The 26,079-nt window shown below is 71.1% G+C and carries 26 protein-coding genes and 3 pseudogenes; 19 read left to right on the plus strand and 10 right to left on the minus strand.

The genetic code is table 11. From position 1 onward, the window contains the following. Positions 1–136 precede the first annotated feature (136 nt). The 8 genes and pseudogenes from C4B68_RS31630 to C4B68_RS31665 all read left to right on the plus strand — a co-directional run. Positions 137–1,264 (plus strand): ParA family protein, encoded by a 1,128-nt coding sequence (locus C4B68_RS31630; RefSeq protein ID WP_099502945.1) that lies wholly within the window; start codon positions 137–139, stop codon positions 1,262–1,264. Next, positions 1,249–1,821 carry a hypothetical protein gene (locus tag C4B68_RS31635; protein WP_099502947.1) on the plus strand — a complete coding sequence of 191 codons (573 nt, stop codon included), beginning with the start codon at positions 1,249–1,251 and terminating at the stop codon, positions 1,819–1,821. Before C4B68_RS31630 ends, C4B68_RS31635 begins: the two co-directional genes overlap by 16 nt. An 18-nt stretch (positions 1,822–1,839) precedes the next feature. Continuing rightward, positions 1,840–3,060 carry a segregation and condensation protein A gene (locus C4B68_RS31640; RefSeq protein WP_099502949.1) on the plus strand — a complete coding sequence of 407 codons (1,221 nt, stop codon included), beginning with the start codon at positions 1,840–1,842 and terminating at the stop codon, positions 3,058–3,060. Continuing rightward, a complete protein-coding gene (scpB, locus tag C4B68_RS31645) occupies positions 3,057–3,707 on the plus strand; it encodes an SMC-Scp complex subunit ScpB (protein ID WP_099502951.1) in 651 nt (216 codons plus the stop codon). Before C4B68_RS31640 ends, scpB begins: the two co-directional genes overlap by 4 nt. Before the next feature lie 11 nt (positions 3,708–3,718). Continuing rightward, complete coding sequence (locus C4B68_RS31650; RefSeq protein ID WP_099502952.1) at positions 3,719–4,795, plus strand: pseudouridine synthase; 1,077 nt, start codon at positions 3,719–3,721, stop codon at positions 4,793–4,795. Between the two features lie 157 nt (positions 4,796–4,952). Continuing rightward, positions 4,953–5,738, plus strand: coding sequence for an NUDIX hydrolase (locus tag C4B68_RS31655; protein WP_240634539.1), 786 nt, complete (start codon positions 4,953–4,955; stop codon positions 5,736–5,738). Between the two features lie 2 nt (positions 5,739–5,740). Further along, on the plus strand, positions 5,741–6,763 hold the full coding sequence (locus C4B68_RS31660) for an ADP-ribosylglycohydrolase family protein (RefSeq protein WP_099503166.1): 1,023 nt from the start codon (positions 5,741–5,743) through the stop codon (positions 6,761–6,763). A gap of 3 nt (positions 6,764–6,766) precedes the next feature. Further along, a pseudogene (locus C4B68_RS31665) lies at positions 6,767–6,928 on the plus strand (DNA polymerase beta superfamily protein); the annotation flags it as partial. On the opposite strand, the pseudogene C4B68_RS31670 reads toward C4B68_RS31665, so the two are convergent. From C4B68_RS31670 to C4B68_RS31685, 4 genes and pseudogenes are all read right to left on the minus strand, one after another. Continuing rightward, positions 6,904–7,248, minus strand: a pseudogene (locus C4B68_RS31670) (nucleotidyltransferase domain-containing protein); the annotation flags it as partial. The pseudogenes C4B68_RS31665 and C4B68_RS31670 sit on opposite strands and share 25 nt — an antisense overlap. A gap of 130 nt (positions 7,249–7,378) precedes the next feature. Continuing rightward, positions 7,379–7,804, minus strand: coding sequence for a Rieske (2Fe-2S) protein (locus C4B68_RS31675; protein ID WP_099502954.1), 426 nt, complete (start codon positions 7,802–7,804; stop codon positions 7,379–7,381). A gap of 16 nt (positions 7,805–7,820) precedes the next feature. Then, complete coding sequence (locus C4B68_RS31680; protein ID WP_099502956.1) at positions 7,821–8,405, minus strand: DUF6529 family protein; 585 nt, start codon at positions 8,403–8,405, stop codon at positions 7,821–7,823. A gap of 107 nt (positions 8,406–8,512) precedes the next feature. Then, entirely contained in the window at positions 8,513–9,181 is a 669-nt protein-coding gene (locus C4B68_RS31685; RefSeq protein ID WP_099502958.1) for a hypothetical protein, read from the minus strand. Between the two features lie 31 nt (positions 9,182–9,212). Here C4B68_RS31685 and C4B68_RS31690 point away from each other — a divergent pair, with 31 nt between their 5' ends. The 6 genes from C4B68_RS31690 to der all read left to right on the plus strand — a co-directional run bounded on the left by C4B68_RS31690 (position 9,213) and on the right by der (position 14,198). After that, the gene (locus tag C4B68_RS31690; RefSeq protein WP_180289302.1) at positions 9,213–9,494 is read left to right on the plus strand and encodes a YidB family protein; all 282 of its coding nucleotides are present in this window, start codon (positions 9,213–9,215) and stop codon (positions 9,492–9,494) included. A gap of 120 nt (positions 9,495–9,614) precedes the next feature. Then, entirely contained in the window at positions 9,615–9,977 is a 363-nt protein-coding gene (gene aroH / locus C4B68_RS31695; protein WP_099502960.1) for a chorismate mutase, read from the plus strand. Further along, positions 9,974–11,059, plus strand: coding sequence for a prephenate dehydrogenase (locus C4B68_RS31700; protein WP_099502962.1), 1,086 nt, complete (start codon positions 9,974–9,976; stop codon positions 11,057–11,059). The genes aroH and C4B68_RS31700 overlap by 4 nt, the downstream gene beginning before the upstream one ends. A 189-nt stretch (positions 11,060–11,248) precedes the next feature. Beyond that, positions 11,249–11,944: a (d)CMP kinase gene (cmk, locus tag C4B68_RS31705; protein ID WP_099502964.1), complete on the plus strand. Its 696-nt coding sequence runs from the start codon at positions 11,249–11,251 to the stop codon at positions 11,942–11,944. Then, on the plus strand, positions 11,902–12,594 hold the full coding sequence (locus C4B68_RS31710) for a lysophospholipid acyltransferase family protein (RefSeq protein ID WP_099502966.1): 693 nt from the start codon (positions 11,902–11,904) through the stop codon (positions 12,592–12,594). Before cmk ends, C4B68_RS31710 begins: the two co-directional genes overlap by 43 nt. 128 nt (positions 12,595–12,722) lie before the next feature. Beyond that, positions 12,723–14,198 (plus strand): ribosome biogenesis GTPase Der, encoded by a 1,476-nt coding sequence (gene der, locus C4B68_RS31715; RefSeq protein ID WP_099502967.1) that lies wholly within the window; start codon positions 12,723–12,725, stop codon positions 14,196–14,198. Between the two features lie 94 nt (positions 14,199–14,292). Here the strand turns inward: der and C4B68_RS31720 are convergent, their stop codons facing one another. After that, positions 14,293–14,739, minus strand: a complete 447-nt coding sequence (locus C4B68_RS31720) for a hypothetical protein (RefSeq protein ID WP_373682239.1) — start codon at positions 14,737–14,739, stop codon at positions 14,293–14,295. A 239-nt stretch (positions 14,740–14,978) separates the two neighbouring features. Next, complete coding sequence (locus C4B68_RS31725; protein ID WP_099502969.1) at positions 14,979–15,752, minus strand: hypothetical protein; 774 nt, start codon at positions 15,750–15,752, stop codon at positions 14,979–14,981. Positions 15,753–16,284: 532 nt separating this feature from the next. On the opposite strand from C4B68_RS31725, the gene C4B68_RS31730 reads away from it, so the two are divergent. Together C4B68_RS31730 and C4B68_RS44880 are read left to right on the plus strand one after the other, a co-directional pair. Further along, positions 16,285–17,028 (plus strand): LysM peptidoglycan-binding domain-containing protein, encoded by a 744-nt coding sequence (locus C4B68_RS31730; protein ID WP_099502970.1) that lies wholly within the window; start codon positions 16,285–16,287, stop codon positions 17,026–17,028. 106 nt (positions 17,029–17,134) lie between these two features. Next, positions 17,135–17,446 (plus strand): annotated as a pseudogene (locus tag C4B68_RS44880) (transglycosylase family protein); the annotation flags it as partial. A gap of 229 nt (positions 17,447–17,675) precedes the next feature. On the opposite strand, the gene C4B68_RS31740 reads toward C4B68_RS44880, so the two are convergent. The 3 genes from C4B68_RS31740 to C4B68_RS31750 are packed head-to-tail and all read right to left on the minus strand — an operon-like array spanning position 17,676 to position 21,687. Beyond that, entirely contained in the window at positions 17,676–18,431 is a 756-nt protein-coding gene (locus C4B68_RS31740; RefSeq protein WP_099502972.1) for an ABC transporter ATP-binding protein, read from the minus strand. Beyond that, on the minus strand, positions 18,428–21,121 hold the full coding sequence (locus tag C4B68_RS31745; RefSeq protein ID WP_099502974.1) for an ABC transporter permease subunit: 2,694 nt from the start codon (positions 21,119–21,121) through the stop codon (positions 18,428–18,430). The genes C4B68_RS31740 and C4B68_RS31745 overlap by 4 nt, the downstream gene beginning before the upstream one ends. Then, the gene (locus C4B68_RS31750; RefSeq protein WP_373682240.1) at positions 21,121–21,687 is read right to left on the minus strand and encodes a hypothetical protein; all 567 of its coding nucleotides are present in this window, start codon (positions 21,685–21,687) and stop codon (positions 21,121–21,123) included. The genes C4B68_RS31745 and C4B68_RS31750 overlap by 1 nt, the downstream gene beginning before the upstream one ends. A gap of 130 nt (positions 21,688–21,817) precedes the next feature. Here C4B68_RS31750 and C4B68_RS31755 point away from each other — a divergent pair, with 130 nt between their 5' ends. Beyond that, complete coding sequence (locus tag C4B68_RS31755; protein ID WP_099502975.1) at positions 21,818–22,357, plus strand: MTB12 C-terminal domain-containing protein; 540 nt, start codon at positions 21,818–21,820, stop codon at positions 22,355–22,357. Continuing rightward, the gene (locus tag C4B68_RS31760; protein WP_099502977.1) at positions 22,332–23,618 is read left to right on the plus strand and encodes an ABC transporter substrate-binding protein; all 1,287 of its coding nucleotides are present in this window, start codon (positions 22,332–22,334) and stop codon (positions 23,616–23,618) included. Before C4B68_RS31755 ends, C4B68_RS31760 begins: the two co-directional genes overlap by 26 nt. 112 nt (positions 23,619–23,730) lie before the next feature. Here the strand turns inward: C4B68_RS31760 and ctaD are convergent, their stop codons facing one another. Continuing rightward, a complete protein-coding gene (ctaD, locus tag C4B68_RS31765) occupies positions 23,731–25,422 on the minus strand; it encodes an aa3-type cytochrome oxidase subunit I (protein ID WP_099502979.1) in 1,692 nt (563 codons plus the stop codon). 417 nt (positions 25,423–25,839) lie between these two features. Here ctaD and C4B68_RS31770 point away from each other — a divergent pair, with 417 nt between their 5' ends. Continuing rightward, the gene (locus tag C4B68_RS31770; protein ID WP_099503171.1) at positions 25,840–26,052 is read left to right on the plus strand and encodes an I78 family peptidase inhibitor; all 213 of its coding nucleotides are present in this window, start codon (positions 25,840–25,842) and stop codon (positions 26,050–26,052) included. Positions 26,053–26,079: the final 27 nt, after the last annotated feature.

The raw sequence follows: 26,079 nt of genomic DNA on the forward strand, positions 1-26,079 counted from the left end.
GACCGGTGACACGCCATAGAGTCGCCAACCGTCGGCATGGTGCCACGCTGACCTATCTAGAAGTTTCCTGGTCACCAAGGAGGTAAGACGACTTGTGAATGAGTCGACATTTACTCCCGGGGGTGGTCAACCAGGAATGCCGGCGCGGGGCCAGGGCCCCACGGGGCTCCAGGCTGTCGGCTCCGTCGCTGTCCGAACCTTCGCAGCCCACCAGAGTCCCCGGATGACTCAGACAGCACACCAGAGCATGGATGGCCATCACGTGAACGCCATGGCCGGCAACGGAAGTGGCGAGAACCACACCCACTTCGCCGACTACGACGAACTGCCCGAGGGGCACTTCTACGACCCCGACGCCGAGTACGAGCCCGATCCGGAGTACGCGGCCACGCTCGCGCCCGACGCGGCCCGCCAGCGCCGTGAGCGCATCGGCCCGACGGGCCGCCCGCTGCCGTACTTCCCGATCCCGGGCCCGCTGACCGACCACGGCCCCGCGAAGATCATCGCGATGTGCAACCAGAAGGGCGGCGTCGGCAAGACCACGTCGACCATCAATCTGGGCGCCGCGCTCGCGGAGTACGGACGCCGGGTCCTGCTCGTCGACTTCGACCCGCAGGGCGCGCTCTCGGTCGGCCTCGGCGTCAACCCCATGGAGCTCGACCTCACCGTCTACAACCTGCTCATGGAGCGGGGCATGGCGGCCGACGAGGTGCTCCTGAAAACGGCGGTTCCGAACATGGACCTGCTGCCCAGCAACATCGACCTGTCCGCCGCCGAAGTGCAGTTGGTCAGCGAGGTCGCCCGCGAGTCCACGCTGCAGCGCGCCCTGAAGCCGCTGATGGCCGACTACGACTTCATCGTGATCGACTGTCAGCCCTCGCTCGGCCTGCTCACCGTCAACGCCCTGACGGCGGCTCACAAGGTGATCGTGCCGCTCGAGTGCGAGTTCTTCGCCCTCCGCGGCGTCGCGTTGCTCACCGAGACCATCGAGAAGGTCCAGGAGCGGCTCAACCCGGAGCTGGAGCTCGACGGCATCCTCGCCACGATGTACGACTCCCGCACCGTGCACAGCCGTGAGGTGCTCGCGCGCGTGGTCGAGGCATTCGACGATCACGTCTACCACACGGTGATCGGCCGGACCGTCCGCTTCCCGGAGACCACCGTCGCCGGTGAGCCGATCACCACGTACGCCTCCAACTCCGTCGGTGCCGCCGCCTATCGCCAGCTCGCCAGGGAGGTGCTCGCCCGGTGTCACGCCGAGTGAGTCTGCCGGGGGCCGACGAACTGTTCCGTACCACCGGGGGAATGGCGCTCCAGGCGTCCACGCCCTCACGCCGGACCAACGGTGAGGCCCGGGTGCCGGCTCCGGCGGGCGAGAGCGACGCGGCGGCCGCCGGGGAGGACGCACCCCAGTCGGTGCCCGTCCAGGGCGGCGACGGCGAGGGCGACGAACACGTCGCGGCCGACGCCGAGTCGTCCGACGCGGGGGAGTCCCGCAGCCGGGGGGCGGCTCCGGAGCGTTCCGGGCGACGCCAGGCGACGCAGGAAGGTTCTGCCGCCGGGCAGCCCTCCCGGGCCAAGCGCGGCCGTGCCGCCAACCGTCGGCCCAGCGGGCGGGAGCGGCACGACGAGAAGATCACGGTGTACGTGTCCGCCGAGGAGCTCATGGACCTCGAGCACGCCCGGCTGGTGCTCCGCGGTGAGCACGGGCTCGCCGTCGACCGGGGGCGGATCGTCCGCGAGGCGGTCGCCGTGGTGCTTGCCGATCTTGAATCCCGCGGGGACGCGAGCATCCTCGTACGCCGGCTCCGCGGGCGGTAGCGGTAGCCTGCGACGGCTATGACCTCGAACAACGTCCCTGTCTCCGCCGGTGGCTCCGCCGGTGCGTCCGCCGGTCGACGGCGTGCGCTGGGCCGGGGGCCGGGGGCGGGGCCGGTGCCTGTTGAGCCGCCGGTCGCAGCTCCGGCCGTACCTCCGGCTGAGCCGCCGGCCGAGGTCCTGCCGCCTGTGGCGGAGCCTGAGCCGCCTGTGGCGGAGCCTGAGCCGCCTGCGGCGGAGCCCGAGCCGCCTGCGGCGGAGAGCGAGTCTTCGGCCGAGGCCGGTTCTTCGTCTGCGGACCGTGGGCACGATGCCGGCGGAGCTGCCGAGGAGCCCCCCGCCGCGGAGCCTGAAGCACCTGCGGAGCCTGAAGCGCCTGCGGAGCCCGCTCCTGCCGGTCCCGAAGCGCCTGCCGAATCCCGTGACGGTGTCTTCAAGGTGCGGCTCTCGAACTTCGAAGGGCCCTTCGACCTGCTGCTTCAGCTGATCTCCAAGCACAAGCTGGACGTCACGGAAGTGGCCCTGTCCAAGGTCACCGACGAGTTCATGGCGCACATCAGGGCGATGGGGCCGGACTGGGACCTCGATCAGACGACGGAGTTCCTCGTCGTCGCGGCCACGCTGCTGGACCTCAAGGCCGCGCGGCTGCTGCCCGCCGCCGAGGTCGAGGACGAGGCCGACCTGGCCCTGCTGGAGGCGCGGGACCTGCTGTTCGCGCGGCTGCTCCAGTACCGGGCGTACAAGCAGATCGCGGACATCTTCAACGCGCGGCTCGACGAGGAGGCCCGCCGCTACCCCCGTACCGTCGGGCTCGAAGCCCATCACGCCGAGCTGCTGCCCGAGGTGGTCATCAGCATCGGGGCGCAGGGGTTCGCGAAGCTCGCCGTGAAGGCGATGCAGCCCAAGCCGAAGCCGCAGGTGTACGTCGACCACATTCACGCCCCGCTGGTCAGCGTGCAGGAGCAGGCCCAGATCGTGGTCGCGCGGCTGCGGGAGCTCGGGGAGGCCAGCTTCCGCACGCTCGTCGAGGACACCGACGACACCCTCACCGTCGTAGCGCGGTTCCTGGCCCTCCTGGAGCTCTACCGGGAGAAGGCCGTGGCCCTCGGCCAGGAGACCGCGCTCGGTGACCTGATCGTGCGCTGGACCGGCGGGGAGGGGGAGACCCAGCCCGTGGTCACCGACGAGTTCGACCGGCCGCCCGAGCAACCCGAGGAGCCCAAGAAGGAGGAGAAGGCATGAGCGAGGAGACCACCGAGATCGCGGCAGGGCCGCGCACCGTCGCCGACCTCGATCTCAAGCCCGCCCTGGAGGCCGTCCTGATGGTCGTGGACGAACCCGCGACCGAGGAGCACCTCGCGAAGATCCTGGAGCGGCCCAGGCGGCAGATCGCGGACGCCCTGCGCGAGCTGGCCGACGAATACACCGTCCAGGGCCGTGGCTTCGAACTGCGGCTCATCGCGGGCGGCTGGCGCTTCTACACCCGCCCCGAGTACGCGGCGGCCGTCGAACGCTTTGTCCTGGACGGGCAGCAGGCCCGGCTCACCCAGGCCGCTCTGGAGACCCTGGCCGTCGTCGCGTACCGCCAGCCGGTCAGCCGTTCCCGGGTCTCGGCGGTCCGCGGAGTGAACTGTGACGGTGTGATGCGCACCCTGTTGCAGCGGGGTCTGGTCGAGGAGGCGGGCGCGGAACCCGAAACAGGTGCGATCCTGTACAGGACGACGAACTACTTTCTGGAGCGAATGGGCCTGCGCGGCCTGGACGAGCTCCCGGAGCTCGCGCCCTTCCTCCCCGAGGCGGACGCGATCGAGGCCGAGACGCAGGAAGGGGTTCCGTCGTTCGATCCGGACGCACCTGACGCTCCGGGGACAGACGACGCAGACGACTAGACGGAACTTTGATGCGAAGCAGCGGCAGCGGTAGCGGTAGCGGCAAGAGCGGTGGGCGCGGTAACTACCGCGGTGCCGGCAACAGCAGGGACCAGAAGCAAGGGCAGGGACGTCCCAGCAAGCCCCGTCCCGAGGAGCGCCGCTACGACGTGGGCCCCGGGGCCTCGCCGGACGGCCCGAAGTCCGGGCGCGGCGGCGCCGCGCGGGGCGGCGCCAAGGGCGGCCCCAAGCAGGGCCAGCAGCGCGGCGGCCGTACGGCTCCGGCGAGCTCCCGTGAGTACGACACGCGCGCCGAGGAGCGGAACCGGGAGCGGTACGCGGACAAGAAGGACGTCAAGTTGCCCAAGACCTTCCCGGGCGCCGAGCAGGAGGGCGAGCGCCTGCAGAAGGTGCTCGCGCGCGCGGGCTACGGTTCGCGGCGTTCCTGCGAGGAGCTGGTCGAGCAGGCGCGTGTCGAGGTGAACGGCGAGATCGTCCTGGAGCAGGGTCTGCGCGTCGACCCGGAGAAGGACGAGATCAAGGTCGACGGGCTGACGGTCGCGACGCAGTCGTACCAGTTCTTCTCGCTGAACAAGCCCGCCGGTGTCGTCTCGACGATGGAGGACCCCGACGGCCGCCAGTGCCTCGGCGACTACGTCACCAACCGCGAGACGCGGCTCTTCCACGTCGGCCGGCTCGACACCGAGACCGAGGGTGTCATCCTGCTCACCAACCACGGTGAGCTGGCCCACCGGCTGACCCACCCCAAGTACGGCGTGAAGAAGACCTACCTCGCGCACATCGTGGGCCCCATCCCGCGTGACCTGGGCAAGCAGCTAAAGGACGGCATCCAGCTGGAGGACGGCTACGCGCGCGCGGACCACTTCCGCGTCGTCGAGCAGACCGGCAAGAACTACCTCGTCGAGGTGACCCTGCACGAGGGCCGCAAGCACATCGTGCGCCGCATGCTCGCCGAGGCCGGCTTCCCGGTCGAGAAGCTCGTGCGCGTCGCCTTCGGCCCGATCACCCTCGGCGACCAGAAGTCGGGCTGGCTGCGCCGCCTGTCGAACACCGAGGTCGGGATGCTGATGACCGAGGTCGGTCTCTAGGCCTCCGGGCTTTCGTACGACGGCCGGTTCTGGGAAGTCATCCGGGACCGGCCGATTCGTTTTATGGCGGCCCCTCCGAAGGGCTTGTTGACGCCCGCTCACGCCTTTATAGTCGAACTGACTACTGTGGTCAGGTTGACTATAAAGGTGACGGTGAATGCGTCTCACGAAGAGGGGGTGGGTGAGCGTGCTCGCACGGGACGGCCGCGCGCCGGGCGGCAGGGTACCTGAGGGCTACGACAAGTACGCGTTCGAGCCTTTCGCCGTCACCGTCGACCTCGCCGTCCTGACGGTCCGCGCGGGTGTGCTCCAGGTACTGCTCGTCGAGCGCGGACAGGAGCCGTACGCGGGCCGCTGGGCACTGCCGGGCGGCTTCGTGCTGCCGCACGAGTCCGCGGAGACGGCGGCCCGGCGCGAACTCGCCGAGGAGACCGGCCTGTCGGACGTCTCCGGACTCCACCTCGAGCAGCTGCGCACGTACAGCGAACCCGAGCGCGACCCCAGGATGCGGGTCGTCTCCGTCGCGTACGCCGCACTGCTCCCGGACGCTCCCGAGCCGCGTGGCGGCGGTGACGCGGCGCAGGCCCAGTGGCTGCGGTACAACGCGCTCGGTCCGCTCGCCTTCGACCACGACCGGATCCTCGCCGACGCGCACGAACGCGTCGGCGCCAAGCTCGAATACACCTGTCTCGCCACGTCCTTCTGCCCGCCCGAGTTCACTCTCGGAGAGCTGCAGCAGGTCTACGAGACCGTGTGGGGCACCGCCCTCGACCGGCCCAACTTCCGGCGCAAGGTCCTCGCCACGCCGGGCTTCGTCGAACGGATCCCCGGTGCCGCGCGCCTGACCGGAGGCCGCGGCAAACCCGCCGCGCTCTACCGGGCGGGCGGTGCCAAAGCCCTGCACCCACCCCTGCTGCGTCCCACTTCGGAAGGACGGCCCTGATGATGACCACCACGACCCTCGCGAAGCGCGCCGCCACCGGATCCCTCCTCGGCCTGGCCATCGGCGACGCGCTCGGGTACCCGACCGAGTTCAACTCCGTACCGGCGATCCTCGACAAGTGCGGCCCCTGGCGGCAGATGGCCCTGCCCAGGCCCGCGAAAGTCACCGACGACACGCAGATGACGCTGGCGCTGGCGCGGGGGCTGCGCACAGCCATGGACCGCGGACTGCTCGGCCCGCTGCGGATGGAGCGGCCGGTGCGCGAGGAGTTCGTGAACTGGTACCAGTCGCCCGACAACAACCGCGCGCCCGGCCGCACCTGCCTCGTCGCCTGCAACCTCCTGAAGAACGAGAAGCGCCGCTGGCAGGAGGCCAGCCAGATCGGTTCCAAGGGCTGCGGCGCCAACATGCGCGTGGCGCCCGTGGGGCTCGTACGGGGGCTGAGCGACGAACAGCGCTCGGGCGCCGCGCAGTTCCAGGCCGCGCTCACCCACGGACACCCCACGGCACTCGCCGCGGCCGACCTCACCGCGCACGCGATCTGGCTGCTCACCCAGGGCGTCGAGCCGATGGGGCTCGTCGGCCGGCTGCGGTCGTACGCCTACGAGAACCGGCATCGCTACCACTCCCGCTGGCTCGGCGACCTGTGGACCTTCAGCGAGGACCCCACGCCGGAGGCCTTCATCGCCCGCGGCTGGGACGAGTGCCTGGACGCCCTGGACCACCTCCGGCACGCCGTGCGCACCGTCTCGCCGGAGACCGACCCCTGCCTCGCCACCGGCGGGGGCTGGATCGCGGAGGAGGCCCTCGCCACCGGCCTCCTCTGCTTCCTGCTCTTCGTCGACGAACCCCTCACCGCCGTACGCCGCGCCGCCTGCACCTCCGGCGACTCCGACTCCATAGCCTGCCTCACCGGCGCCTTCGCGGGCGCCCACCACGGCTCGGACGCCTGGCCGACCTCCTGGGCCGACCGCATCGAGTACCAGGGCGACCTGATGTCACTGGGGGCGCTCTGGGACGCTTGAGGGATGTACGACGTCCTCGACATCGACCTCGAAGCCGTGGTCGCGGAACAACCCGACCCCGTGCTGTTCGCCACCGTGTCCGGAGCGCACCTGTACGGCTTCCCCTCGCGTGACTCGGACGTGGACCTGCGGGGCGTCCAGCGGACGTCGGCTTCCAGCTTCTTGCGCTGGCCCAACGCGTAGCGGGCGAAGGTGGTGTGCGCCTGGCGGGAGAGTAACGCCTCGCGGAGGGCGAGGAGTTCGCGGCCCGTGTCGTCGGTGTACTCGACGAGGGGGGAGTGCAGGCACTCCAGGATGTTCGGGTTGGCGCGCAGCGCGAGGGTGCAGAAGCGCTCCAGCTCCCAGCTGAACTGCTCCTCCGCCGGGCCCTCCACATGCGTCGGCGGCTTCTCGAAACGCCAGAACAGCGGGGTGGGGGCGAGGAACACGCCCCGGCGGTCCGTGTCACTGGCATCCGTGGCCAGCCCGAAGGCGCGCGAGCCCATGACGCAGGAGTAGATCGTGTGGTCGCGCACCAGGGACTCGGGCGACCCGTACACGGGCGCGACGGACTCGGGTACGACCGACTCAGGTATGACGGACTCGGCGTGCATGTGCCGGAGCGTACGGGGCGCCTCACCTCAGGCGGATCGAATTTCCCTCCACCGTGATCTTCTCGGCGGGCAGCGGACGCGTGGCCGGACCGTCGGCCACCGCGCCGTCCTCGACCGTGAACTTGCTGCCGTGGCAGGGGCAGTTGATGGTGCCGTCCGACACCGCGCTCACCGTGCAGCCCTGATGGGTGCAGACCGCCGAGAAGGCCTTGAACTCGTCCTTCTTCGGCTGGGTGACCACGACCTTCTGGTCCTTGAAGACCGTGCCGCCGCCGACCGGGATGTCGGTCGTCTTCGCCAGCTCCTGACCGCCGGACGCGTTCGCGGGCGGGGCGGACTCCGCCGGGCCGTTGTTGTCGTCGTACTCGCTGCAGCCCGCCAGGAACGCCGTCGCGCCCGTCGCGCCTGTCGCGAGAAGAAGCGTGCGCCGCGTCGAGCGGTGGGTCATGTCGTCACTCCGAGGGTCATGTCGTCACTCCGAAGGTGCGGAAGAACCAGAGGGCGGACGTCAGCCAGACGACCGTCAGGACGGCGAAGACGAGGCCGCCGACGATCGGCAGCAACCAGCCGGGGAGCCGCTCCGAGCGGAGCAGCAGCATCTTGGCGCTGAACGCGCCGAAGAAGAAGCACCCCAGGAGCGAGTGCCACACGACGCGCGTCTCGTACGTCTGATAGCCCAGCGCGTACAGACAGTGCACCGCGACCGGCACCGCCACCAGGAAGGCGATCCGCCCCGACCAGCGGTGCAGCACCGGCGCCCAACTCGGCCCCGGGAGCTTCCCGTACACCATGAACGCCGAGACGACCTGGACGAGCGCGAAGGCGAACGCCGCCGTCGCCAGCCATGACTTCACGGCGCTCGTGCTGCTGAAGCCGGCGAGGTTGAAGGCGGTCCCCGCCGGGTCGTGCACCTTGCCGTAGGCGCCGAGGGCGACCGCGACCGCCGCGGCGACCAGTGCCGGGACGAGATAGCGGGCCGGGTGGGGGCGGCGATGGGCGGGCTGGGGGGAGGGGAAGCCCTGGATGGCGGCGTTCGGGTCCACGGTCATATCGGCTCCCTGGTCATGTCGGCGGCTCCCTGGTCATGTCGGCTCCCTGGTCATGTCGGCTCCCCGGTCATGTCGGCTCTCCGGTCAGGAAGGAGGCCACGAACGGGTCACGGAGTGACGGGCCAGGCGGTGAGCGTCTGTCCGTCGATCGTCACGGCGCCCGTCTCCGGGTCGATCCGGGGCGCCGCCGAGGGCTTTCCGTCGCGGTCGAGGATGCCGACCTGCTCGCCGCCGGGCAGCACGATCCAGCCGCCGTCGAGCATGGCGCCCCGCACGGTGGCCGTCGCCCGGTACAGTCCCGACGGCTTGACCGTCTTGTCGGCGGTGAAGCCATAGCGCTGCCCGCCCAGGTCGACGGTGCCGCCGATGCGCCTGCCCTCCTCGAGCGTGCCGTTCAGTTTCGCGCCGTGCTTGCCGGTGAGCTTCATGGTGCCGTCGTCCTTGACGCCGCCCTTGAGCCACGACTCCTGGTCACGCCCGTCGCAGAAGTACGCGATCGCCTTGCCGTCGCGCACGGAGACGGCGACCGCCGCGGAGTCGTCGTCGGTACGGCCCGCGTAGTCGGCGTCGGCCGGCGCGCTGGTCGACGGGGCCGGTGGCGTCGTCGCCTTCGTGGGCGTCGGGCTCGGTGCCGCAGTGGTGGGGCCGGGCGACTCCTCCTGGGACGAGGCCGCGCTCTTCGTCCCCGTCGTCGCGTTGAGCGACAGCATGAACAGGCCGAGCAACAGTCCCGCGAGAAGCGTGAGAAGGGGTCCTGGACGCTTCGTGCGGGCCATACGGGCCTCCCCCCGAGGCGAGTCTCCTGCCATGAGAGCGGACCCGTGCCCGCGCGTCCAGAGGCGCACAGCGGGTCCGCTCACCACAAGTGGCGGAACCGGCGAGAACAAGCCGGTGAGCGGCGACCAGATCTCCCAGGCCCTGCCCGACGAGACCCTCCAGCAGGTCGCGGCGCAGACCGGGGTCAGCCCGCGGGAAGCCTCGGACCGGATCGCGCGGTCCCTGCCCCAGGTGGTCGACATACTCACCCCGAGCGGAGAGCTGCCGCCGGGCGCCTCACTGGAAGACCTCATCAGGGCACAGAACCTCTGAGCCGTGCCCGGTGCGCGGCGGCCGTCTCGTCAGGCGGGCGCCGCGCACCCGCGCGTTGCCGGCTGACTACGCTGGTGTGACAAGTCGAGTACGCAGATCAGCTCAGCGAGGAGTATCACCGTGGCGGTACGAGCGGTCCGGGGCGCCGTCCAACTGGAACGGGACGAGGCCGGGCACATGGACGAGCAGGTCAGCGAGCTGCTCACCGCCATCCTGGAGCGGAACGGGCTCACCACGGACGACCTGATCAGCATCTGGTTCACGGCGACGCCCGATCTGCACAGCGACTTCCCTGCGGCCGCCGCGCGCAAGCTCGGCATCGTCGACGTACCGCTGATCTGCGCGCAGGAACTGGACATCGAGGGCGCGATGCCCCGTGTCGTACGCGTCCTCGCGCACATCGAGTCCGACCGGCCGCGCACCGACATCGTGCACGTCTACCTGGGCGCCGCCGCCGCACTCCGCAAGGACATCGCCCAGTGAGAACCGCCCTCGTCATCGGAACCGGGCTGATCGGTACGTCGGCTGCCCTCGCGCTCGCCGCGCGCGGCGTCGTCGTCCATCTCGCCGACCACGACCCGGAGCAGGCCCGTACGGCGGCCGCGCTCGGCGCCGGCACGGACGAGGCGCCCGAGGGGCCCGTCGACCTCGCGATCGTGGCGGCCCCGCCCGCGCACGTGGCCGTGACCCTCGCGGACGCCATGCGCCGCGGGGTCGCACGCGGGTACCTCGACGTCGCCAGCGTCAAGGGCGGCCCGCGCCGCGAGCTGGAGGCGCTCGGCCTCGACCTCTCCTCGTACATCGGTACGCACCCCATGTCCGGCCGCGAGAAGTCGGGCCCCCTGGCCGCCTCCGGCGATCTCTTCGAGGGCCGCCCCTGGGTCCTGACGCCCACCCGGGACACGGACACCGAGGTCCTCAACCTCGCCCTGGAGCTGGTGTCGCACTGCCGTGCCGTGCCCGTCGTGATGGACGCGGACGCCCACGACCGGGCCGTCGCGCTCGTCTCGCACATGCCGCATCTGGTGTCCAGCATGGTCGCCGCGCGTCTGGAGCACGCGGAGGAGGCGGCGGTACGGCTCTGCGGTCAGGGCATCCGTGACGTGACCCGCATCGCGGCCTCCGACCCCAGGATGTGGATCGACATCCTCTCCGCGAACCCGGGTCCGGTCGCCGACCTCCTCGCGGACGTCTCCGCCGACCTCGACGAGACCGTGCGGGCCCTGCGCTCCCTGCAGTCCTCCGACGACGTCAAGCGGCGCGAGGGTGCCACCGGCATCGAGGACGTCCTGCGGCGTGGCAACGCGGGGCAGGTGCGCGTTCCCGGCAAGCACGGTTCCGCTCCGCGTACGTACGAGGTCGTGGCCGTTCTCATCGACGACCAGCCGGGGCAGCTGGCCCGTATCTTCGCGGACGCGGGGATGGTCGGGGTCAACATCGAGGACGTACGCATCGAGCACGCGACCGGGCAGCAGGCGGGTCTGGTGCAGCTGATGGTGGAGCCGAAGGCCGCGACGGTGCTGAGTGCGGCCTTGCGGGACCGGGGGTGGGCGTTGCGGCAGTAGGCACCGCCCCTGCCCGTCCCGTACCGGGGGGCTCTGCCCCCTGGACGCCCGCTCCTCAAACGCCGGAGGGGCTGGATCTCGAACGCCAGAGGGGCTGGATTTCCGCGCCTGGCGCACCCAGTAACCTTGTGCAGGGCTCGATCGTGTCCCGCATCAACCTCCACCCCGCACCAGGAAGGTGTTCCCACCGTGGAAAACGGCCCCGCCCGGACCGCCCCGGCTGTGATTGTCGCCATCGACGGCCCCTCCGGCACGGGCAAGTCGAGCACCTCGAAGGCCGTGGCAGCGCAGCTCGGGCTGAGCTACCTGGACACGGGCGCCCAGTACCGGGCGATCACGTGGTGGATGGTGAGCAACGGGATCGACATCACGGACCCGAGCGCCATCGCCGCCGCGGCCGGGAAGCCCGAGATCGTCTCCGGGACCGACCCGTCCGCGCCGACCATCATCGTCGACGGAACCGACGTCGCGGGCCCGATCCGTACGCAGGAGGTCACCTCCAAGGTGAGCGCGGTCAGCGCGGTGCCCGAGGTGCGTGCCCGGATCACGGAGCTGCAGCGCTCGCTCGCCACGTCGTCGGAGAAGGGGATGGTCGTCGAGGGCCGGGACATCGGCACCACCGTGCTGCCCGACGCCGACCTGAAGATCTTCCTCACCGCCTCCCCGGAGGCGCGTGCCGCCCGCCGCAGCGGTGAGCTGAAGGGCGCGGACATACACACCACGCGCGAGGCCCTGCTGAAGCGCGACGCGGCCGACTCCAACCGTAAGACCTCGCCGCTCGCCAAGGCGGACGACGCGGTCGAGGTGGACACCTCCGACCTGACGCTCCAGCAGGTCATCGAATGCGTCGTCACCCTCGTCGAGGAGAAGCGGGCCGCGAAGTGACCGCACTGTCGGCTCCGTCGGAGAGGGGCGCCGAGGTCGGGCGGCGCATCGGCGTCGGCCTGATGTACGGGCTGTGGAAGCCGCGCGTGCTCGGCGCCTGGAAGGTGCCCGCGACCGGCCCGGCGATCCTGGCCGTGAACCACTCGCACAACATCGACGGGCCGATGGTCATGGGCGTGGCGCCCCGGCCGACGCACTTCCTGATCAAGAAGGAAGCGTTCATCGGCCCGCTCGACCCGTTCCTGCTGGCCATCGGCCAGCTGAAGGTGGACCGCGCGACCACCGACCGTACGGCCATCACCCAGGCGCTGGGTGTCCTCGACGACGGCGGCGTTCTGGGCATCTTCCCCGAGGGCACGCGCGGCGAGGGCGACTTCGCCTCGCTGCGCGCCGGGCTCGCGTACTTCGCCGTACGCAGCGGGGCGCCGATCGTCCCGGTGGCGGTGCTGGGAAGTTCCGGGAAGAGCGGCCGGCTGATCAAGGGGCTGCCCCCGCTGCGCAGCCGGGTCGACGTCGTCTTCGGCGACCCCTTCGAGGCGGGCGACGGCACGGGGCGCCGTACGCGCAAGGCGCTGGACGAGGCGACCGTGCGCATCCAGAAACAGCTGAGCGCCCACCTGGACCACGCCAGGCGTCTGACCGGGCGCTGAGGCGTCCGGCCGGGCGCCGCGAAAACGCCGGGCGCCCCACCGGGCTCTAGGCGACACTTGAGTAGTGGATGACCCGATATGCGGGCGGTCCACCGATCACCACGAATGAACGACGAGGTACGGACTTCATGAACGACGACATCCAGCCCGAGGGTTCGGCAGAGCACGACCACGGGGCGCTTGGCGATGCCGAGTACGCGGAGTTCATGGAGCTCGCCGCCGAAGAGGGCTTCGACATCGAGGATGTCGAGGGTGCCATCGAAGCGGCCGGCCATGGTCCGATCCCCGTGCTCGCCGTCGTCGGCCGCCCCAATGTCGGCAAGTCGACCCTGGTGAACCGGATCATCGGCCGTCGCGAGGCGGTCGTCGAGGACAAGCCGGGCGTCACCCGCGACCGCGTGACCTATGAGGCCGAGTGGGCGGGCCGCCGCTTCAAGGTCGTCGACACCGGCGGCTGGGAGCAGGACGTCCTCGGCATCGACGCGTCCGTGGCGGCGCAGGCCGAGTACGCGATCGACGCGGCCGACGCGGTCGTCTTCGTCGTCGACGCCAAGGTCGGCGCAACGGACACCGACGAGGCGGTCGTACGCCTGCTGCGCAAGGCCGGCAAGCCCGTGGTGCTGTGCGCCAACAAGGTCGACGGCCCGAGCGGCGAGGCCGACGCCGCGTACCTCTGGTCCCTGGGCCTCGGCGAGCCGCACCCCGTCTCCGCGCTGCACGGCCGCGGCACGGGCGACATGCTGGACGCCGTCCTGGAGGCGCTGCCCGAGGCGCCGGCGCAGACCTTCGGCGCGGCGGTCGGCGGTCCGCGCCGTATCGCCCTGATCGGCCGCCCGAACGTCGGCAAGTCGTCGCTGCTGAACAAGGTGGCGAACGAGGAGCGCGTGGTCGTCAACGAGCTCGCGGGCACCACCCGCGACCCGGTCGACGAGCTCATCGAACTCGGCGGTATCACCTGGAAGTTCGTGGACACCGCGGGCATCCGCAAGCGCGTCCACCTCCAGCAGGGCGCCGACTACTACGCCTCGCTGCGCACGGCCGCCGCCGTTGAGAAGGCCGAGGTCGCGGTCATCCTGATCGACGCGTCCGAGAGCATCTCCGTGCAGGACCAGCGCATCGTCACGATGGCCGTCGAGGCGGGCCGCGCGATCGTCCTCGCCGTCAACAAGTGGGACACCCTCGACGAGGAGCGCCGCTACTACCTGGAGCGCGAGATCGAGACCGAGCTCGGCCAGGTGGCATGGGCGCCGCGCGTCAACGTCTCGGCGCGCACGGGCCGGCACATGGAGAAGCTCGTCCCGGCGATCGAGACGGCCATCGAGGGCTGGGAGACCCGTGTTCCGACCGGCCGTCTGAACGCCTTCCTCGGCGAACTGGTCGCCGCCCACCCGCACCCGATCCGCGGCGGCAAGCAGCCCCGCATCCTCTTCGGTACGCAGGCGGGCACCAAGCCCCCGCGGTTCGTGCTCTTCGCCTCCGGCTTCATCGAGCACGGCTACCGGCGCTTCATCGAGCGCCGGCTGCGCGAGGAGTTCGGCTTCGAGGGCACGCCGATCCATATCTCGGTGCGGGTGCGCGAGAAGCGCGGCGCGAAGAAGAAGTAGCGAGGAAGAAGCAGCGAGGAAGAAGCAGCGGCAACGGGTAAGGGGCGGCTCCCATGGGGAGTCGCCCCTTACCCGTTGCCTTCCGCCCTTGTCTTCAGAGCCCCCTGCGGGGCGCGGGCGGCAGCGCGGCCGGGATGTGGTGCATCCCGGTGCTGTGCTGCCGCCCGCTCATCTGCCAGATGGCGGTCGCCGTCGTGGTGTGCCCCTGCTGCGCCCCACTCTGGCGCGCGGAGTGCGCACCCGCGCTGTACGAGGTGTACGAGCTCAGCGAGTTGAGCGAGCTGTACGAGCTCGAACCGTGCGGGAGGCTCCCGAACGCCGTGAAGCCCAGATCCTCTTCGCCGTGCCGGTCGCCGGGCAGGGCCTTGAAGGATCTGAGCCACTCGGCGTAGAGCGCGTCGTAGATCGGCGTGGCCGAGGGGCCGTCCAGGGGTTCCTGAGCCGATCGCGAGGGGGGCACCTCCCTGCTTGAGCGGAGTCGCGGGCTGGGGGGAGGGATCGGCTGGATGAGCCGACGGCGGGGGGCGTCGTAGGTGTGCACGTATGTGCCAACGACCCCGCCTCCCAACGGATGCGGCCACCACCACGGCTTTCCCAACCGAGCAGGAGCGCGCGGTGCACTTCGCCCGGGCTGGGGTGCGCCCCGGTCAGTGCGCGAGGCTGTGACATGTGCGGCTCCGCCGCGTGGGCGGCGCGACCAGTCACGGAGCATCCGCGGTCAAGGACGTACTTGTAGCCGACAACGGCCCCATAGTCCCCCGGCAGCACCCAGCGGAGCGTTCACGTGCCGGCGAGCGGCATTGCGCTGGCCACCAGCTTCCCGTTGGCCGCCGCCTTGTCCAGGGCGTCGCGCAGCAGATCCTCACGCGGCTGGCGCCCGATCGAGCCGACCGGCGCCGCGAACAGCAGCACCTGTTGGTGCTTGTTGGCCGCCGCCCGCCAGCTCTCGGCGACCTGGAGGGCCTGGTGTGCCTGCCACCAGGCGACGGGCTGGCCCCCGCCGGTGCCCGGCTGCAGCACGGCGTGCAGCTGGCCCATGGCGAGCAGCACCGACCACCCGTGCAGCACCGGCGGCACCGAGTTGAGCTCGGTCACCGGCATGAAGCCCTGCTCGATGAGAAGGGGCAGGAAGTCGTCGCCGACGTCGGTCGAGCCGGGCCGCACGATCGGCCCGGTCGGCTCGACGACGAGCGCCGGGTGCAACTCGCCGTTGATCAGCACGAGTCCGCTGGTGACACCGAGCACGGCCTGCTCGGGGGTGGCCTGGGCGGGCGCGCCGTCGGGGCTGATCGAGCGGACGGCGCCCTGCAGTTGCTCCTCGGTGACCTGCACGACCTGGGAGGGCAGACAGGTGGCGTGGGCGAAGGCGAGGACAGCGGTCTCGTCGCCGATGAACAGGACGGTGCTGGTGCGCTCCTGTTCCGAGTCGCCCGGGGTGCGGCAGGACGTGCAGTCGTAACTGCCCGGGGCGTTCTCTCCGGCGAGCAGCCGGTCGGCTTCTTCGTCGCCGATCTCGGCGCGTACGTCGTCGCTGACGTCGAGCATGCGCGGCACGGTGGCTCCTCGGGATGCGGTGCGTGGTGTGCCGGGTGGCTCCCGGCCCATGAACCGGGGGTCCCCGGCTCATGAAGATGACAACGGGCGATCTGTGGCCGGAGTCACGCTCGGGAGCGAACGGAATCGAACCATCCGACGCGCAGGGTGAGATGACCGGCGGAATCGCTTACTCAACGTCAACTAATCGGTAATCCAAGGAAGTTGACCCGGTGAAGTGAGTCACAGATCACCAGAGCGACAGGTCGACAAATCCGGAAATCACCCGATGAATGGGCTGGCCGAAAATCGACGATACTCGCGGTAACGGTGAACTGGCCTCGAATGACAAGGAGTTGGTTGATATCGGGGCGACAAGCTCCCTAGATTTCTCCGCCGTGTGCAACGAGCACCGCTCGGGTACGTCCGCCGGCCGAACCAGCCGACTCACAGCACAGCCTCCGGCGGACGGGGCGAGCGCGACGACCGCGTCCTACGCGCGGGCAGTCGCGCCAGGCCTTGGGGGACCCCGGGTGTTCAGAGAGGGATCTACATGTCCGCATGTGCCGAGAACACTCACGACAACGGCCATAAGGCGCGTACGACGACCGAGGCCGGAACGGCGACCCGATCCGGTACGACGACCAAGTCCGGTACGACGACCAGGGCTCGTACGACGGCGGTCCTCGCCGGGGCGGCTCTGCTCGCCCCGCTCGGACTGCTCACCGCGACCGGCAACGCCGCAGCGGCCGACAGTGGAGTGTGGGACCGCATCGCACAGTGCGAGAGCGGCGGGAACTGGCACATCAACACCGGCAATGGCTACTACGGAGGACTCCAGTTCTCCGCCGGCACCTGGCGCGCGTACGGCGGCACCGCCTACGCGGCGACCGCCGACAAGGCCTCCAAGGCCGCGCAGATCGCCGTCGCCACCAAGGTCCAGCGCGCACAGGGATGGGGCGCGTGGCCCACCTGTTCGGCGCGCGCGGGAGCGTACGGAAACGCGCCCGCGTCCTCGGGCGCCGGGTCCGGCGCGGGATCGGCCGCCACGAAGTCAACACCCAAGTCGGCCTCGTCGAAGCCGTCGGAGTCCAAGCCGTCGAAGGCGCCGGCTCGCTCGTCGGGCCACGCCGACCGCGGCGCGTCCCGCGGCGACTACACCGTGCGCGAGGGAGACACCCTGAGCGGCATCGCCGCCCGGCACGGGACCACCTGGAAGAAGATCTACGCCGCCAACCAGGCCGTGATCGGCGGTGACCCCGACCTGATCGTGCCGGGGCAGCGGCTCGACCTCTGAGCCTCCCGCCTCCATGGGCCCCGCCCGGTCCTCCGACCGGGTGGGGCCCGGCGCGCTCCAGGCGCGGCTCAACGGGCGGCTCTGGCGTGTTGCTTAGCGTGATCCGATGCATCCCACGTCGCACGGGCGCGTTCGGTACGCGGTCGTGGCCGCCGCCGCGCTGGCCGTCCTCGTACCTCCGAGGGCGGCCGCCGCGCTAGAGCCCCCGCTTCCCAGCCCCCAGTCGGTCCGGGTGTCGTACGACTGTGCGAAGGACCACTGGCCCTGGGGCTGCATCGCCGAGTGCGAGAGCGGCGGTCGCTGGGACGCGAACACCGGGAACGGCTTCTACGGAGGGCTGCAGTTCTGGCAGCCCACCTGGGAGGCGTTCGGCGGGTTCACGTTCGCTCCGCGGGCCGACCTCGCCACGCGCGAGGAGCAGATCAAGGTCGCCGAGGCGGTCGTGGCCGCCCAGGGGTGGGTGGCCTGGCCCGTCTGTTCCAAGAGGTGCAAGCTCGAGGGCCGTATACACGTGGTGAAGGCCGGAGACACGCTCTCGTCCGTCGCCCGCAAGTATCAGGTCAAGGGTGGCTGGAAGGCGCTGTACGAGGCCAACAAGCAGACCGTCGGGAGCCATCCGGACCAGCTGAAGGCGGGCACGCTGCTCGTCATCCCGGAGGGTTCGGGCGCCCGAAACCTGGCTCTCGCCCTGTTCGGCCCGCCCCTGGTCCCCTCGGCCCCGTCATCCCTGGCGTCGTCCCTTGCCTCCCTGCCGTCCTCCGTGCCGCCTCGGCAGCCTCCCCGCTGAACACGACTGAGCCGCGGCGCAGTTCATGGACGTACGTCGTCCGGCCCGCCGGCACGCGCAGTCCGGGCGGCAGCCGCTGTTCCGCGACTACCACGCACGCGTCGAGACCGCTCAGCAGCTCGTACGTCCGTGCCGCGACCGTCGGCGACATGCCCTGCGCGGGCTCATCGACGAGCAGCACGCGCGCGCGTGCCAGCAGGGCGCGGGAGAGCGCGAGCATGCGCTGCTCGCCGCCGGAGAGGGTGCCGGCGCGGCGGGGGAGGAGGGGTTCCAGCCGCGGGTAGGCGTCGAGGGCGGTGGCAATGTCGGGCGCGGCCAGCTCCAGGTTCTCGCGGACCGTGAGCGAACCGAAGACGGCCCGGCGCTCCGGGACGAGGCACAGGCCGCGCCGGGCCCGCTCGTACGCGGGCAGGCGCGTCACGTCGGCGCCGTCCCAGACGACGGCGCCGCCGGACAGCGGCACCGTTCCCGCGAGGGCGCGCAGCGCGGTCGTACGACCGGAGCCGTTGCGGCCCAGCAGGACGGTGAGACCGGGGTCAGGGGCGACGAGGGTCACGCCGTGCAGGGCCTCCAGAGGGCCGTAGCGCACGCGCGCGTGGCGCAGGGCGATGCTCATCCGGCGGACCCCGTCTCCAGGACGCGGTCGGCGGGGCCGGAGGTGACGATCCGGCCCGCCGCCATGACATGGACCGTGTGCGCCAGGCCGGCGACCAGGTCGAGGTCGTGCTCGACGACGAGCAGGGCCATGCCGTCCGCGGCCAGGGCCCGCAACACGCGGGCCAGCGCGGTCACTTCACCGGTGTCGAGTCCGGCCGCGGGTTCGTCGAGCAGCAGCACGCGCGGGCTTCCGGCCAGCGCCCGCGCGAGTTCGACGCGCCTCAGTGTCCCGGTCGGCAGCCCGGCCGCGGGCAGCGCCCGTACCGGCCCGTCGAGCCCGAGCAGCCGCAACGCCCGCTCCACGGCGCCCGGATCGGCGATCCGTCCCTGCTCGGCGCCGACCTGGACGTTCTCGGCCACGGTCAACGACGGGAAGACCGCCAGCTGCTGAAAGGTCCGCGCGACCCCCAGCCGGGTCCGTGCGTGCGCGGCCGCCCGGGTGATGTCCCGCCCCCCGAGCAGCACGCTCCCGCCCGCAGGGCGCAGCGTCCCGGCGAGACAGTGGAAGAGGGTGCTCTTTCCGGCGCCGTTGGGACCCACGACCGCGGTGACGCGACCGGGCCGGACGTCGAGCGAGACTCCGTCGAGGGCCGTGAAGCCGCTGAATTTGACGTGGAGTTGGCGCGCGCTGAGGGATTGGTGGTTGGTGGGCTCTGTCGAAGGGCGCGAACGGTGGAGCACGGATCGGCGTCGGGGCCCGGCGGCGGACCGCGAGGCCGGCCCCGGCGCGGTCCTTCCCGCGTCCGCCGCTGCCGTTGCCGGTATGAGGCCCGTGGTTCTTTCCGGCTCCACCGGGCGCAGTCGCCGTCGTACGCGTGCCCCCAGGGGTGTCAGTGCCGCCCGGCGGTGCAGGCGCGGGCGCAGGCGGGAGGACGCCGTGCGGAGGGCCTCGTACGGGCCTGCGGGGAAGCGGCCGACGAGGACGGCCAGGATGCCGATCAGAGCCGCCGCCACGCCACCCCGCGCCCCAGCGTCGAGTCCCACGAGCAGGGCGGCGGCGGCCAGGGCGCCGAGGACGCTGTCGGCTCCGAGGACGACGACCGCCGCGAACCAGAGCAGCCCGCGGACGGGGTCATACGCCGTGGCGTCGAAGGCGCGCAGGCCCATGCCGAGCATGCCGCCGCCGAGTGCGGCCAGGGCGGCGCCCGCGACGAACGCGGTGAGTTTCAGGGCCGGGACGCGGACGCCGGCGGCGGAAGCGCCCGGCTCGTGGTCGCGCAGGGCGGCCAGGGCCCGGCCCGTACGGCCCCGGCGCAGGGCGCTCGCGGCCAGTAACGCGGCGGCGAGGAGGGCGAGTTCGAGTACGTAGTACGCGCGGTCTCCGTCGAAGCCCGTCGGGCGGCCGAGAGACAGCCCCGACGTGGCGTACGGCTGGGCGAAGACGAAGCGGCTGACGCCGACGCCCACCGCGAAGGTGGCCAGCGCGAGGGCCAGACCGTGGCGGCTGATGGCCGGCCAGCCGGTCAGGAGGCCGAGCGGGGCGACCAGGAGTACGGCCACCGCGAGCGCGGCCAGCTCGGGCAGGCGCGGCAGCCCGGGGAAGCGGCCCGCCGCCAGCAGAGCGGTGAACAGGGCGCCCAGACCCGCGTACGCGGCCTGTCCGAGCGAGATCTGGCCGCCCCGGCCGGTCACGACGACCAGCGACAGCAGCACCACGCCCAGCGCCGGGACCTGTACGGACGTATGCAGGTCCGAGCCGGCGAAGCCCAGGGGCAGCGAGAACAGGACGACCGCCACGATCCAGGCGCCCGGCGGCGTCGCCACGCGGGCCGTCGCCGTGCGCGGGAGCGCGTCGCGGGTGCCGACGCCGGGCAGAACGAGCGCCGCCATCAGCAGCGCGACCACGAACAGGTTCGCGCCGACCGCCTGGAGCAACGGTTCGGCCCAGCCCGAGGGGTGCAGCCGCGTCAGCTGGCTCTGGGCGACCCCGACGCCGAGGGCCACCACGACGGCCACCGGGAGGCTGCGCATCCGCGCGGCCACCGCCACCGCCATCACCTCCATGACGAGCAGCGGCAAGCCGTACGGGTCGAGGCGCACGTACGGGGCGAGCAGGACCCCCGTCAGACCCGCCGTGAACGAGCCGAACGCCCAGCCCGCCGCGGCCACCCGGTCCGCGTCGATGCCGCCGAGCACGGCGAGCGAGCGGTCGTCGACGACGGCGCGCAGCTCCGTGCCGAAGCGGGTCCGGTGCGCCACCGCCCCCACGCCCAGGGCCAGCGCGACGGCCACCGCCAACTGCCCCCACGGATCCGCCGACACCAGCGTCGGCGCGTCCGCGCGCGCCCCGGTGCCCCACACCAGGGCGGCCCCGCCGACCAGCAGGACGAAGACGCCGACGGACGCGACAAGGGTCTGCGCCGGGTCGCCGCCCAGCACGGACAGCGGGCGGAAGACGAAGCGTTCCAGGGCCATGCCGATGGCCGGTGCCACGACAAGGAGGGTCACCGAGGCGCCGAGGGCGAGCGGCCAGCCCCACTCGACCGTGAACTGGCGCAGCAGATACGCGCACACCATCGCGATCGCGCCGTGCGCGAAGTTGAGCACGCCGGTCGCCCGGTGGGTGACGATCAGTCCGATCCCGGTCAGCGCGGCGGCACCGCCGACCGAGAGACCGGCGAGCGTGAGGTCGTACGTCAGCGACGCCATCAGTGACCCGGACGGGCCACGGAGTCACCCGGACCGGCGCCGGAGCCATCAGGACCGGTGGCGGAATCACCCGGACCGGTGGTGGAGTCATCCGGATCGGTGGCCGACGGTTCGCAGATCGGGCACGGTCCCAGCTCCCCGCTCGCCAGCACCCGGGAGTCCACCGGCACGGCCTTCGGCTTCCCGGCGACCAGCGGGCAGTCCGCCCGGTGCCACAGTGTGCCGCCGGGCACCATGAGCAACTCACCGCTGATGGCGAGGGGCGCGGCCGCCGCCTGCGCGGACTCCTCCGCCTCGGCGGGCTCGGCCACCACGAGCAGCCCGTACAACTCCTCGACGCGCGCCGCCGCCTGCGCGTTCCTGCCGTGCGTGAGGAGCACCGCGCCGGAGATGATCAGTGCGGCGCCGGGCACGGTGCACGACGCCAGAAACGGCAACTGCCGCTCCGCGTACCGCTCGCCGGAGATCCCGTACCAGCCGATGACGCACAACACCGCGCCGGCGGCGAGCGCGGCCCATCCGGCCCACAGGACGGGGTGCACAGTCCGCAGTCGAGCTGTCCGCATCCGGGCTCCCAGACGTCGCGTGTCTGTCTGTCTTCCAAGTCCGCCAATGGACTTGCACTATGCCTTCTGGAAGCTGACCCTGAAAGCTCCGGGCGGACTTGACCCGGACCGACACCGGTGGTGAGCCAAGATGGTTCTCGGGAGCGAGCTCAGGCGGGGCAACGGCCGGGGAGCGGCAGCGGTGGCGGTGTTCGTCCTCGCCGTGGCCCTCACGGCGTGCAGCGACGACAGCGGCGGCGCGGACAGCGCCCCGCCCGCCCCCTCCGTGCGGCAGTCCACCAGCGAACGGCCTCCCAGCCCCACGGCGCCGGCGGATCCGGCGGCGGCCGAGCAGGAGATCGAGCGGAACTGGGAGAAGTTCTTCGACCCCGCCGTCTCCCAGAAGGACAAGCAGCAAGTCCTGGAGAACGGCGGCCGGATGGCCGAGGTCCTGGAGAGCTTCAACGGCGACCAGCGCGGCCGACAGGTGCAGGCGAACGTCGAGAAGGTCGAGTTCACCTCGCCGGCCGGCGCCGACGTGACGTACTCGCTGACCCTGAAGGGCGCGACCGCCCTGCCGGGCGCCTCCGGGACGGCCGTCGAGCAGGACGGCACCTGGAAGGTCTCCGTCAAGACCCTCTGCGCGCTGGTCCAGTTGAGCGGCAATGCGTCGCCTGGTCCCGGCTGCTGAGTCGGCCGCCCTGGCCGTGCTGCTCCTGCTGGGCACGGCCTGCGGCAGCCGGCTTCCCGAGAGCGACTTCGAGAACCGGTCCACGCCCACGCGGCAAGGCAGCGCCGCCCCGATCCGCGTCGGCATCATCACCAGTGCGACCAGCCCTGTCGGCGGGTCCGCGTTCACCGGTCCGCGCGACGGGGCGAAGGCCTACTTCGACCGTCTCAACGCGCGCGGCGGCATCGACGGGCGCCGGGTCGAGGTGCGGCTGTGCGACGACGGTGGCAGCGGGGTCGGCAACAACGAGTGTGTGCACCAGCTCGTCGACGAGGACAAGGTCGTCGCGCTCGTCGCCACCACCGCCCTCGACTACGCGGGCGCCTCCCGCGTGTCCCACGCGCGCGTGCCCGACATCGGCGGCCAGCCCATCGGCCCGGCGTACGACACGTATCCGCACCTCTACGGGATCTACGGGAGCCTCTCGCCGCGGGCCGGTACGCCCGGCTGGGACGGGAAGCTGTACGGCGGCACCGAGGTCTACCGCTACTTCAAGCGCGTACGGGGCGCCCGCACGGCCGCCGTCGTCTCCTACAACCAGTCCGCGTCCGCCGCCTACGCGCGGCTCGTCACCCAGGGGCTGGAGGCCGAGGGCTACAAGGTGGTCACCGAGCAGGTCGACTTCGCGCTGCCCAACTTCCGTGCCGCCGCCGCCGATCTGAAGGAGCAGGGTGCCGATCTCGTCTTCGACGCCATCGACACGCACGGCAACGCCCGGCTGTGCGAGGCGATGGACGACGTGGGTGCCGAGGTCATCGCCAAGGTCACCAATGTGCAGAACTGGACGTCCACCGTGCCCGAGGACTACGCGGGCGCGCCGCACTGCCGCAACGCGCTGTGGGCGACCGGGGCCAGTCGCAACTACGAGGACACGTCGGACGCCGCCGTCCGCGCGTTCCGCGACGCGACCAAAGGGCTGAAGACCCACTCCCAGTGGCAGTTGGAGGGGTGGGCGGCCGCGCGGTGGTTCTCCGACGCGGCGAAGTCCTGTGCTCGTACGGGGGTCACGCGGGCGTGTGTCGACGACTTCATGAACCGGGGCGAGCCGTATACGGCTGGGGGGCTGCTGCTTCCCGTCACGTACCAGCGGCTCGCGGAGCCGCCGAAGACCCGGCGGGCATGTCTCTCGGTCGCCCGCTGGGAGGACGACCGGGGGTGGGTCTCCCAGGGCGACATGAACTCCAGGTGCTTCGAGGTGCCACAGCTGTCGTACCGGCCCTAGGGTTTTCGCCCCCGCCGCCCCTACCCGTCCCTGGGGGCTGCCGCCCCCAGACCCCCGCTTGTCGCGCTGACGCGCTCGTCCTCAAACGCCGGACAGGCTGAAAAAAGACCCGTCACGACGTCCCGGGACCGGCTGTCCCGGGCGCTGGAGCGCGCTTCGACTCGATCTCCGCGTACTCCGGATGGTGCAGGTCGAACGCGGGGGACTCGGAGCGGACCCGGGGAAGCGTGACGAAGTTGTGCCGGGGCGGCGGACAGGAGGTCGCCCACTCCAGGGAGCGGCCGAAGCCCCAGGGGTCGTCGACCTCGACCTTCGGGGCGTACTTGGCGGTCTTCCAGACGTTGTAGAGGAACGGCAGCGTCGACAGGCCCAGCAGGAAGGCGCCGATCGTCGAGACGGTGTTGAGCGCCGTGAAGCCGTCGGCGGCCAGATAGTCCGCGTACCGGCGTGGCATGCCCTCGGCGCCCAGCCAGTGCTGCACCAGGAACGTGGTGTGGAAGCCGACGAACAGCGTCCAGAACTGGATCTTCCCGAGCCGTTCGTCGAGCATCTTGCCGGTGAGCTTGGGCCACCAGAAGAAGAAGCCGCCGAAGGTCGCGAAGACGACCGTGCCGAAGACGACATAGTGGAAGTGGGCGACCACGAAGTACGAGTCGGTGACGTGGAAGTCGAGCGGCGGCGAGGCCAGGATCACCCCGGTGAGGCCGCCGAACAGGAACGACACCAGGAAGCCCGTCGCCCACAGCATGGGTGTCTCGAAGGACAGTGACCCCTTGAGCATCGTTCCGGTCCAGTTGAAGAACTTCACACCCGTCGGCACGGCGATCAGGAACGACATGAAGGAGAAGAACGGCAACAGCACCGCGCCGGTCGCGAACATGTGGTGCGCCCAGACGACGATCGACAGACCGGTGATGGCCATCGTCGCGGCGACCAGCGTCAGATAGCCGAAGAGCGGCTTGCGGCTGAAGACAGGCAGGATCTCCGTGACGATCCCGAAGAACGGCAGCGCGATGATGTAGACCTCGGGATGCCCGAAGAACCAGAACAGGTGCTGCCACAGCAGCGCGCCGCCGTTGGCCGCGTCGAAGATCACCGAGCCGAACCGCCGGTCCGCCTCCAGGCAGAGCAGCGCCGCCGCGAGGACCGGGAACGCGAAGAGGATGAGGATCGAGGTGAAGAGGGTGTTCCAGGTGAAGATCGGGAGCCGGAACATCGTCATGCCGGGGGCGCGCATCCCGACGATGGTCGTGATGAAGTTCACCGCGCCGAGGATCGTGCCGAAGCCGGCGAGCGCCAGGCCCATGATCCACATGTCGGCGCCGATGCCCGGCGAGCGCTCCAGACTGTTGAGCGGGGCGTAGGCGAACCAGCCGAAGTTGGCCGGGCCCGAGGGCACCACGAGCGAGCCGAGCACGATGAGGCCGCCGAAGAGGAAGAACCAGTACGACAGCATGTTCAGCCGCGGGAACGCGACGTCCGGGGAGCCGATCTGCAGCGGCATGATCTCGTTGGCGAACCCGGCGAAGGTCGGGGTGGCGAAGAGCAGCAGCATGATCGTGCCGTGCATGGTGAACAGCTGGTTGAACTGGTTGTTGTCCACGATCTGCAGGCCGGGGCGGCCGAGTTCCGCGCGCATGACCAGCGCCATCACACCGCCGATCAGGAAGAAGACGAACGACGTGATCAGATAGAGGTGGCCGATCTTCTTGTGATCGGTGGTCGTCAGCCAGTCGACGACCAGCTGCCCCGGCTTCCTGGTCCGTACGGGTCGCGCCATCCCCTGCGCGGTGTCCGTCCCCATCGCTCGCCCCTTCGCCGTCGCGCGTCCGTGGGCCTGCTGAAGCTCACGCCATGATGCTCGCGTCGCCCCGTGTTCCGACAGGGGGCGTGCGGGGGTTCTGTGCTGGAACCGTGAATTTCCTATGCGGCGTCAGCTTCCGTGGCACGCCCCGGAATCGGAATGGAAAAGCCTTGCCGCTCGGGCGCCGATCCGGCGGATCCGCGCATTCCATTGGGCTATTCGGGACTGCGCCACGGTAGCTCCGAATTACGTTCGAAGGCGTGCGGAACACGTCGGGTACCCCTCGTACGTGTGACGGAGTTCGGCCGAAACGCCTGTCGTGATTCTGTGACAGAAGCGTGACCGGAGAGGGATGAGTGACGTTTGGTGCAAGGCTCGGACTTCCCCGGCCGGAGCGGGCCGCCTAACGTGGCGGTCATGGCACCCTTTCCCTCTCAAGCAGAGCCCCAGGACAGTCCGGAGAGCTATGTCGGGCTGGAGGCGAGGAACGCCGAGAGCCGTGCCCGGGAGCGTGGTTGGTCCCCGGTGCGCTCGCTGCCGCCCGGCGCGATCATCACCATGGAATACATGAGCGGTCGCCTGAACTTCGAGGTCACCGACGGCCGGGTGACGCGCTGCTGGAAGGGCTGAACAGGACCCCTGGACGGTGCGAAGGCC

Source organism: Streptomyces dengpaensis (genome assembly GCF_002946835.1).
GTDB lineage: Bacteria > Actinomycetota > Actinomycetes > Streptomycetales > Streptomycetaceae > Streptomyces > Streptomyces dengpaensis.